This window comes from Bacteroides sp. AF32-8BH (genome assembly GCF_003435205.1).
Lineage (GTDB): Bacteria > Bacteroidota > Bacteroidia > Bacteroidales > Bacteroidaceae > Bacteroides > Bacteroides ovatus.
This window is the reverse complement of record NZ_QVLZ01000007.1, coordinates 26,142-35,472: the sequence shown is the minus strand read 5'-3', so window position 1 is coordinate 35,472 and position 9,331 is coordinate 26,142. Positions and strand designations below refer to the sequence as shown.

At 43.0% G+C, this 9,331-nt stretch carries 6 protein-coding genes; 4 read left to right on the top strand and 2 right to left on the bottom strand.

The features are described 5' to 3' along the window. Window positions 1–105: 105 nt before the first annotated feature. Both DWZ47_RS06325 and DWZ47_RS06320 read right to left on the bottom strand, forming a co-directional pair. Window positions 106–1,662: a sulfatase gene (locus DWZ47_RS06325; RefSeq protein ID WP_117512639.1), complete on the bottom strand. Its 1,557-nt coding sequence runs from the start codon at window positions 1,660–1,662 to the stop codon at window positions 106–108. Between the two features lie 215 nt (window positions 1,663–1,877). Next, the gene (locus DWZ47_RS06320; protein ID WP_004324634.1) at window positions 1,878–3,251 is read right to left on the bottom strand and encodes a sigma-54-dependent transcriptional regulator; all 1,374 of its coding nucleotides are present in this window, start codon (window positions 3,249–3,251) and stop codon (window positions 1,878–1,880) included. A gap of 87 nt (window positions 3,252–3,338) precedes the next feature. Between DWZ47_RS06320 and DWZ47_RS06315 the strand changes: the two genes are divergently transcribed. From DWZ47_RS06315 to DWZ47_RS06300, 4 genes are all read left to right on the top strand, one after another. After that, window positions 3,339–4,178 carry a peptidylprolyl isomerase gene (locus DWZ47_RS06315; RefSeq protein ID WP_022199759.1) on the top strand — a complete coding sequence of 280 codons (840 nt, stop codon included), beginning with the start codon at window positions 3,339–3,341 and terminating at the stop codon, window positions 4,176–4,178. A gap of 5 nt (window positions 4,179–4,183) precedes the next feature. After that, a complete protein-coding gene (locus DWZ47_RS06310) occupies window positions 4,184–5,422 on the top strand; it encodes a M16 family metallopeptidase (RefSeq protein WP_004299932.1) in 1,239 nt (412 codons plus the stop codon). 83 nt (window positions 5,423–5,505) lie between these two features. Further along, window positions 5,506–6,864, top strand: coding sequence for an MATE family efflux transporter (locus DWZ47_RS06305; RefSeq protein WP_004324636.1), 1,359 nt, complete (start codon window positions 5,506–5,508; stop codon window positions 6,862–6,864). A 33-nt stretch (window positions 6,865–6,897) separates the two neighbouring features. Next, window positions 6,898–9,231: a hybrid sensor histidine kinase/response regulator gene (locus DWZ47_RS06300; RefSeq protein WP_117512590.1), complete on the top strand. Its 2,334-nt coding sequence runs from the start codon at window positions 6,898–6,900 to the stop codon at window positions 9,229–9,231. The last annotated feature ends 100 nt before the right edge of the window (window positions 9,232–9,331 follow it).

Genomic DNA, 9,331 nt, shown 5'->3' with positions numbered 1-9,331 from the left:
AATTAGGATAGTGGGGAAGTATGTGTGGAGTGTGTGGAAACTGTGGCGGGGAGTGTGGAATTATTCCACACTCCCCGCCACAGTTCTTTTATTTAGGTAATCTATTTACTTAATTTCATCCGGCCAGGGACAAGGTTTACCTGTCGCTTTGAAAGTCGGTCGTTGTGCATCTACTTTTCTTAGAAAGTTGCCCAGCTCTTTAGAAAGTTTCTTCACGATGTCCGGATGCTGTGCACTAAGGTCGTTGCTTTCTCCTATATCATCAGGTATGTTGAATAACTCTTTCTTTCCTGTTCCATAGTAATAAATCAATTTCCAGTCACCGTTTCGAACGGCACAATTAAAGTTGATTCCGGGACCGTCATTTCCCCAGTTGTTAGGCATATTCCAGAAAAGACTCCGACCCTTAGCTGGGTTGCCTGTCTGTTTCAGCAGAGGGATGAAACTGATACCGTCTATCGGTTGAACTGTCTGGTAGTTCTTGACACCTGCCATTTCAAGAATAGTAGGGTAGAAGTCTTCTATCAACAAGTAGTTGTTGCATTTGCTTCCCGGAGCTACTACTCCCGGCCAACTGACAATCATCGGTTCGCGGATACCGCCTTCATAAGTAGAACCTTTACCACTGTTCAATGGATAATTCTGTGTATGCAGCTTGCCGTCACGCCATCCGGATTCGGATGCAAGTCCTCCGTTATCACTCATAAAAATGATAATAGTGTTGTTGGCTTCTCCATTCTTTTCCAGCCAGTTCATTAAATCACCTAAACTTTTATCCATTCCTTCAATCAGTGTGGCATAAGCAGCTTCATGGTCTGTCATTCCTTTTTTCTTGTACTTCTCATAGAAGCGCATATCTTTGTTCAAAGGAATGTGGATGGCATATTGCGACATATACAAATAGAAAGGCTGATTATACTTTTTCGCTTTATCCAGTGCTTTAATGGCTTCCAACGTCAATGCTTCAGTTACAAAGGTTTCCGTTCCCCAATATTTCTCTAATCCGGGAACAGACATCAGTGATACCGCTTTCCCATCTTTGGTATGTCCGTAGTTCTCTTCTCCCAGGTAACTGGCAAGTCCACCGGCCGCATGTCCGGCAATATTTACCTCGAATCCCCAATGATGCGGATCTTCCCCTGGAGTATCTATCGCTCCGAAATGGGCTTTTCCACAATGTATAGTATGATAACCGCTGTTCTTTAGCAGTTGCACGAAGGAGGTTCCTACGGAAGTATGATTAGTGCCGGACACTTGACTTACTCCATTGTAATTCCAGTCAGGGACTGCCAGAATGCTATCTTTACGGTCTGTCATTGTATTCTTTTGCAGCGTCCAGTTAGTTACTCGGTGACGTGCGGCGTTGGTTCCGGTGATGAGGCTGCACCGGGTAGGAGAACTGATACTGTTGGCATACGCTTGAGTAAACATCATTCCCTGTTTTGCTAACCGCTCCATATTGGGAGTCTCGTACAATTCGTTATAGTGTGTCTTCTGTGTCCAGAATGGGAGTGAAGTATCCTGCCATCCCATATCGTCTACCATAAAGAGAATGATATTCGGACGTTTGTCCGCGCGTTCTATTTGCATATTGCTTTGTGCTTGCAGATTGGTTACTGCGAGTGGCACAAATGCAAGGGGTAATAATGTTTTTTTATTCATGGGGGTCATTTTATTCTATGGAATATGCATTAAAATTAATAATATCTGGTAATGCGATAGATTCGGTTAAAGATAAGTTCGAGCACTACAAAAAGGAATCATTTCTCACCGTGATGAGAATAAATACTCATAGTAATGAGAACTTTTTCTCATCGCATTGAGAAAATTTTCTCATAGGCATGAGAACACTTGAGAAAATGCAAGAACGTAACTTGTTACAAATCAATATTGTATAATTTCAATTTATTATATAAAGTCTTTCGATCAATATTCAGTAATTGCGCTGCTTTACTCTTATTGTTTCCTGTTTGGCGTAGCGCCTCCAAAATATGCTCTTTTTCAGTCTCTTCATTGCGTAATGCAATGCTCGTATTGCTGGATGCAGGAGTTTCTAAAAGCTCGGTCCCCAATTCCAATAAAGTAATGAAACTGCTTTGTGCCAATAACGTTGCTCTTTTGACGATGTTCTTCATTTGGCGCAAGTTTCCCGGCCAATGATAATTCATTAAAGCTTGCGATGCTTTTGCATCGAAACCAATCAGGTGTTTATCCAGTTCCTTGTTTGCCTGATCGAGGAAGAAATTGGCAAAGAGCAGAATATCTTCTTTCCGTTCTTTCAGATCGGGCATACGGAGGGTAAATTCATTGATACGATGATAAAGGTCCTCACGGAAAGTACCTTTTTCAATGGCTTGTTCCAGATTCTCATTGGTGGCAGATACCAGACGAATATCTACCGATATCTCCTGTGTAGAACCTACCGGACGTATTTTTCTCTCTTGCAAGGCACGAAGCAGTTGTATCTGCACTTCATAACTAAGGTTTCCGATCTCATCCAGAAAGATAGTACCACCGTTGGCTGCAACGAAAGCACCCGTTTTATCTGTCAGAGCACCTGTAAACGAACCTTTCACATGACCGAAAAATTCGGAAGCAGCCAGTTCTTTGGGGATAGATCCACAATCTACGGCAATAAACGGTTTATCGTTTCGTTTGCTAAGTTGATGAATACGGTGCGCCACATACTCTTTTCCTGTTCCGCTGGAACCGTTGATAAGTACGGACATATTGGTCGGAGCTACCAGACCTACATAATTGTAGAGTTGTTTGGCTGCATCACTTTCTCCTTCCAGATAAGCACGATGATTTTCTGTTGAATCTTTAGATGAAGTAGAAGCACCTTTTTTAGAAGAAGATTTAGCAACGTTATGAGTAGCAAGACTCTTTTCAGACTGCAGACATTCAGAAATTTTCTTCAGTAATTCTTCCGGATTTACCGGTTTGGCTATATAATCACGTGCTCCCAGTTTCATTGCCTGTACGGCGGATTGTATATCCGCATAGCCAGTCATGATGATTAAAGGAATGTCCATGCCTTGTTCATTCATCCATTTCAGCAGATCGATACCTTCGTGGTCGGGTAGTCGCAGGTCTGATAAAATCAGATCGACGTTTTGGCTTTCGATATGTTTTCGGGCGCGGGCAATATTACTCACTGATGATACTTCAAAGCCCTTTTTGCCTAGCCAGGTTTTTAGCATCATTCCAAAAGTGATATCATCTTCAACGATCAATATGGAGCTCATCATGTCAGGTTTTGATTCTTTTAAGTCACAAAGGTAAGAGGATTTAGGCGAAAGTGGTATATTTGCAAACTTAAATTAAATAAAAGTGTTATGAAAAAGATTCTATTGATAGTATTAACCATATCGTTTTGCGGACTTACTGCCTGCAAAACCGGAACAAAAAAAGGAGGAGACATGGATAAAGAAACGTTGGTAAAGATTGAGACAACTGTAGGAGATATCGAGGTGAAACTATATAATGAGACACCGAAACATCGTGATAATTTTATCAAACTGGTGAAGGACGGTGTTTATGAAGGCACACTGTTTCATCGTGTTATCAAAGATTTTATGATTCAGGCTGGTGACCCGGACTCAAAGAATGCACCGAAAGGAAAAATGCTGGGTACGGGAGATGTAGGTTATACTGTTCCCGCTGAATTTGTATATCCTAAATATTTCCATAAGAAAGGTGCCCTGTCCGCTGCCCGTCAGGGAGATAATGTGAACCCGAAGAAAGAATCTTCCGGTTGTCAGTTCTATATCGTGACAGGTAAGGTGTTCAATGACTCTACCTTGCTGGGTATGGAAAGCCAGATGAATGAGAATAAGATTAATGTTATTTTCAATACGCTGGCACAGAAACACATGAAGGAAATTTATAAGATGCGAAAAGCAAATGACGAAAATGGTCTTTATGATTTGCAGGAAAAGTTGTTTGCAGAGGCACAGGAAATGGCAGCTAAACAACCGGAATTTCATTTCACTCCGGAACAGATTGAAGCCTATACAACGGTGGGAGGAACTCCGCATCTGGATGGCGAATATACTGTGTTCGGCGAAGTAGTGAAAGGTTTGGATATTGTGGATAAAATCCAGCAGGTGAAAACCGACCGTAGCGATCGTCCCGAAGAAGATGTAAAAATAACAAAGGTGACAATACTTGACTGAAATATATGAAAATCAACAGGCATATTCTTGATAATGGGTTACGTCTGGTACATTCGCAGGACGAAAGTACGCAGATGGTTGCCCTTAATATATTATATAATGTGGGAGCTCGCGACGAAGATCCCGAACATACCGGTTTTGCCCATTTGTTCGAACACCTGATGTTCGGAGGGTCGGTGAATATTCCCGATTATGATATGCCGCTTCAATTGGCGGGTGGAGAGAATAATGCCTGGACGAATAATGATATAACCAATTACTACCTCACTGTACCTCGTCAGAATGTAGAAACCGGCTTTTGGTTGGAATCCGACCGGATGTTGAGTCTTGATTTTAGCGAACGGAGTCTGGAGGTACAGCGGGGAGTAGTAATGGAAGAATTCAAACAGCGATGTTTGAATCAGCCTTATGGGGATATCGGACATCTTTTGCGTCCTCTGGCTTATCAGACGCATCCTTATCAATGGCCTACTATCGGAAAAGAGTTGTCGCATATTGCCAATGCTACGCTGGAAGAAGTGAAGGCATTCTTTTTCCGTTTTTATGCTCCTAATAATGCTATATTAGCTGTAACCGGCAATATCTCTTTCGAAGAAGCGGTTGCTTTGACGGAAAAATGGTTCGGCTCTATTCCTCGTCGGGAAGTTCCTCAACGGAACCTGCCACAAGAACAGGAACAGACGGAAGAACGGCGGCTGACGGTAGAGAGAAATGTTCCTCTCGATTCTTTATTTATGGCATACCACATGCCTGCCCATTGCCATCCGGATTATTATGCATTTGATATTTTGTCGGATGTGTTGAGCAACGGACGTTCCAGCCGGTTAAACCAGCGTTTGGTACAACAGAAACAATTATTTTCGAGTATAGATGCTTATATTTCCGGCAGTGTAGATGCGGGGTTATTCCATATTAGTGGTAAACCTTCGGCAGGTGTCACCCTGGAACAGGCGGAAGCGGCAGTGCGGGAAGAACTGGAACTGTTGCAGCAAGAATTGGTTGACGAACAGGAACTGGAAAAAGTGAAGAACAAATTTGAGTCCACCCAGATATTCGGCAACATCAATTATTTGAATGTGGCAACCAATCTGGCTTGGTACGAATTGCTTGGCCGGGCGGAGGACATGGAAAAAGAGGTCGATCGTTATCGGTCTGTCACGGCTGAACAATTGCGGGCGGTAGCTCAATCTGCTTTCCGTAAGGAGAACGGAGTAATACTATATTATAAGAAACAACAAAATTAAATTCTCCCTTTTTTAATCTATCAGTGAAAGGGAAAAGTCCCTTTGCCTGAAAATGGAGATACGTTTAGGTAACGGAAAAGTAAATGAGACATATTTATAGTACATATAAAGAGCATTATAAAGCACTAATTTTTCTCGGACTGCCGATTGTGATCGGTCAAATAGGAGTAATCGTTCTTGGATTTGCGGATACGTTAATGATCGGGCATCATAGTACGATTGAGCTGGGAGCAGCTTCCTTCGTCAATAATGTGTTCAATCTGGCGATTATTTTCAGTACGGGTTTTTCGTATGGGCTGACTCCCATTGTGGGAGGTTTGTATGGAACCCGCCAGTATGCCCCTGCGGGACAGGCTTTACGCAACAGTTTACTGGCAAACCTGATGGTTGCATTGCTGCTGACTGTCTGTATGACTGTTCTTTATCTAAATATAGAACGTCTCGGACAGCCGGAAGAATTGATTCCCCTGATTAAACCGTATTACCTTGTTTTGCTCGCTTCACTAGTGTTTGTCATGCTTTTCAATGGATTCAAGCAGTTTACAGACGGAATTACGGATACAAAAACCGCTATGTGGATATTGCTTGGTGGAAATGTCTTGAATATCATAGGAAACTATATCCTGATTTATGGAAAGCTCGGATTGCCCGAGTTAGGTCTGTTGGGAGCAGGTGTCAGCACGCTGTTCTCGCGTATCGTGATGGTGATTATATTTATCATCATCTTTATGCGTAGTCCGCGTTTTGTCCGCTATAAGATTGGCTTTTTCCGTTTGGGATGGTCACGAGCTGTATTTGGACGCTTGAATGGACTTGGATGGCCGGTTGCTTTTCAAATGGGAATGGAGACAGCCTCTTTTAGTCTAAGTGCGATCATGATCGGTTGGCTGGGTACTATCGCTCTGGCTTCTCATCAGGTTATGCTGGCTATTTCGCAGTTTACATTTATGATGTATTACGGTATGGGTGCTGCTGTGGCTGTTCGTGTCAGTAACTTCAAAGGTCAGAATGACATCATCAATGTACGTCGTTCTGCCTATGCAGGTTTTCATCTGATGATGACATTGGGCGTTGTGCTTTCTTTGATTGTCTTCCTTTGCCGGAATTACTTGGGAGGCTGGTTTACCGACAGTCAGGAAGTGGCTGCTATGGTGACCTCTCTAATCTTCCCTTTCCTCGTTTACCAGTTTGGCGACGGACTGCAGATTACTTTCGCCAACGCTTTGCGTGGAATTTCAGATGTAAAACTAATGATGGTGATTGCCTTTGTCGCCTATTTCATTATTTCTCTTCCTGTAGGTTATTTCTGCGGCTTTGTGATGGGATGGGGAGTAGTAGGTGTCTGGATGGCATTTCCTTTTGGTTTGACGAGCGCAGGATTGATGCTTTGGTGGCGTTTTCATCACATGACGAAACTCCCCGAACCTCATCCTCAAACCTGATACTAAATACTTAAAACTTAATACTTAACCCCAATGGCTTCCTTCCGTTTTACAAAGTTGAAAATAACCGCCGGTTACACTTTGTTGCTGGCGATCCTCCTTTTCTCGCTGGTGTTTGTACATCGTGAGATGGAAGCATTGTCGGCCGCCGACGATCAACAGAATTTAAGAACAGACAGTTTATTGACCCTTCTCCATGAGAAAGATCAAAACACGATTCAGATGTTGCGGGTGCTAAGTGAGGCAAACGACAGCCTTCTCTCTGCTTCGGAAATCGAAGAAATCATTTCCGAACAGGATTCTGTGATTACCCAGCAACGGGTACAACATCGGGTCATCACCAAACGTGACTCGTTAATCACTACTCCTAAAAAGAAGGGATTCTTCAAACGACTCGCCGAAGTGTTTTCCCCTTCTAAACAAGACAGTGCCGTATTAGTAAATACATCGTTGGAAGTAGCCACTGATACCATTCTCCAACCGCCCACTTCTAAAGATTCTCTTCAGCAGAAAATCCGCATGGCTACCGAAGAAAAACGGTTGCAACGGAGGAAAACAATCCGGCGTACCAGTACAAAGTACCAGCGGATGAATACGCAGTTGACGGCACGGATGGATAGCTTGATTAAACAGTATGAGGAAGAAATGACCTTGCGTGCCCGTCAGGATGCCGAACTTCAGCAGGAAGTGAGGATGCGGTCGGCACGTATCATCGGCGGTATCGCGGTTGGTGCCGTACTATTATCGGCTTTTTTCCTGATATTGATTATGCGGGATATTTCCCGTAGCAACCGTTACCGCCAGCAATTGGAGGTGGCGAATAAACGGGCGGAAGATTTGCTGATCGCCCGTGAAAAATTAATGCTTGCCATTACCCATGATTTTAAAGCTCCGTTAGGCTCAATTATGGGATATACCGAACTCCTGTCCCGATTGACAGAAGATGAACGGCAACGATTCTACCTCGACAATATGAAAAGCTCTTCAGAACATTTATTGAAGTTAGTCAGTGACTTGCTTGATTTCCACCGGCTTGATCTCAATAAAGCGGAAGTGAATCGCGTAACCTTTAACCCCTCCCAGCTATTTGATGAAATTTATGTCAGTTTCGAACCTCTGACTGCTGCCAAAGGATTAGCCTTGCAATGTCACGTCGCTCCAGAACTGAACGGAGGATATATCAGCGATCCTTTGCGACTCCGGCAAATTGTGAATAACCTTTTGTCCAATGCCGTAAAATTTACTCAAAAAGGAGAAATTAGCCTGACAGCCAGTTATGATTCTTCTAAGTTAACCATCGCCATTGCCGATACAGGAAAAGGAATGGCATCAGAAGATCGTGAACGTATCTTCCAAGAATTTACACGTCTTTCCGGTGCGCAGGGGGAAGAAGGTTTCGGACTCGGACTCTCTATTGTGAAGAAATTGGTAACCTTGCTTGAAGGAACCATTGACGTGCAAAGCACATTAGGAAAAGGGAGCTGTTTTACTGTAACTTTACCTCTTTATCCGGTAGGTAAATCCATTGCGGAAAGCGAATCTCCGGAAAATGAATCTTCGGAGGACGAAAGTCCATACGCTCCCAAACAGTCGGTTGCCATTCCTCCCATGAAAGTCATTCGTGTGCTTTTGATTGATGACGATAAGATTCAGCTGAATCTGACTGCTGCCATGTTGAAACAGCATGGTATTGATGCCGTATGTTGTGAACAGCTGGAACAGCTGATTGAACAACTTCGCTCTTCCGTCTTCGATGTATTGCTGACAGATATACAAATGCCTGCCATTAACGGGTTTGAGCTGGTAAAACTATTACGGGCTTCTAATATACCACAAGCAAAAACAATCCCTGTTATTGCTGTGACTGCCCGTAGTGAAATGGATAAAGCCGCTTTACATGAACATGGTTTTGCCGGTTGTTTGCATAAACCGTTTACAGTAAAGGAATTGTTGCTAACAGTAAATGAAGGTCAACTTTCGGCCGATGAAGCGCATATAACAGAAGATATGGGAACTGTCGGGATCAACTTTTCTGCACTGACTGCTTATTCTGAAGATGATCCGGAAGCAGCATACTCCATCATTCACACTTTTATTGAAGAGACAGGCAAGAATGTCGAACGGATGCAACAAGCATTGAATGAAAAAGAAGTGGATGGGATAGCTGCCATGGCGCATAAACTTCTCCCTCTTTTCACAATGATCGGAGCGGAGGAAACTATCGCCCCGTTAAAATGGTTGGAGGCTTGTCGTGGAGAAGAATTTTCGGAAAAAATAGAAGAAACAACATTCAATACATTAGAAGCTGTCCGTAAAATAATTAGTGAAGCGGAGCATTATTTGGAGGTAATGAAGAATACCCAATAAGCCGTTTTCTTCTACTCCTTGGCTACTATCTGTATCTTTCTTACTATTACCCAAACCTTTTTTCAAAATAATTTGTTTACTTTGTGTCACCTTATTTACA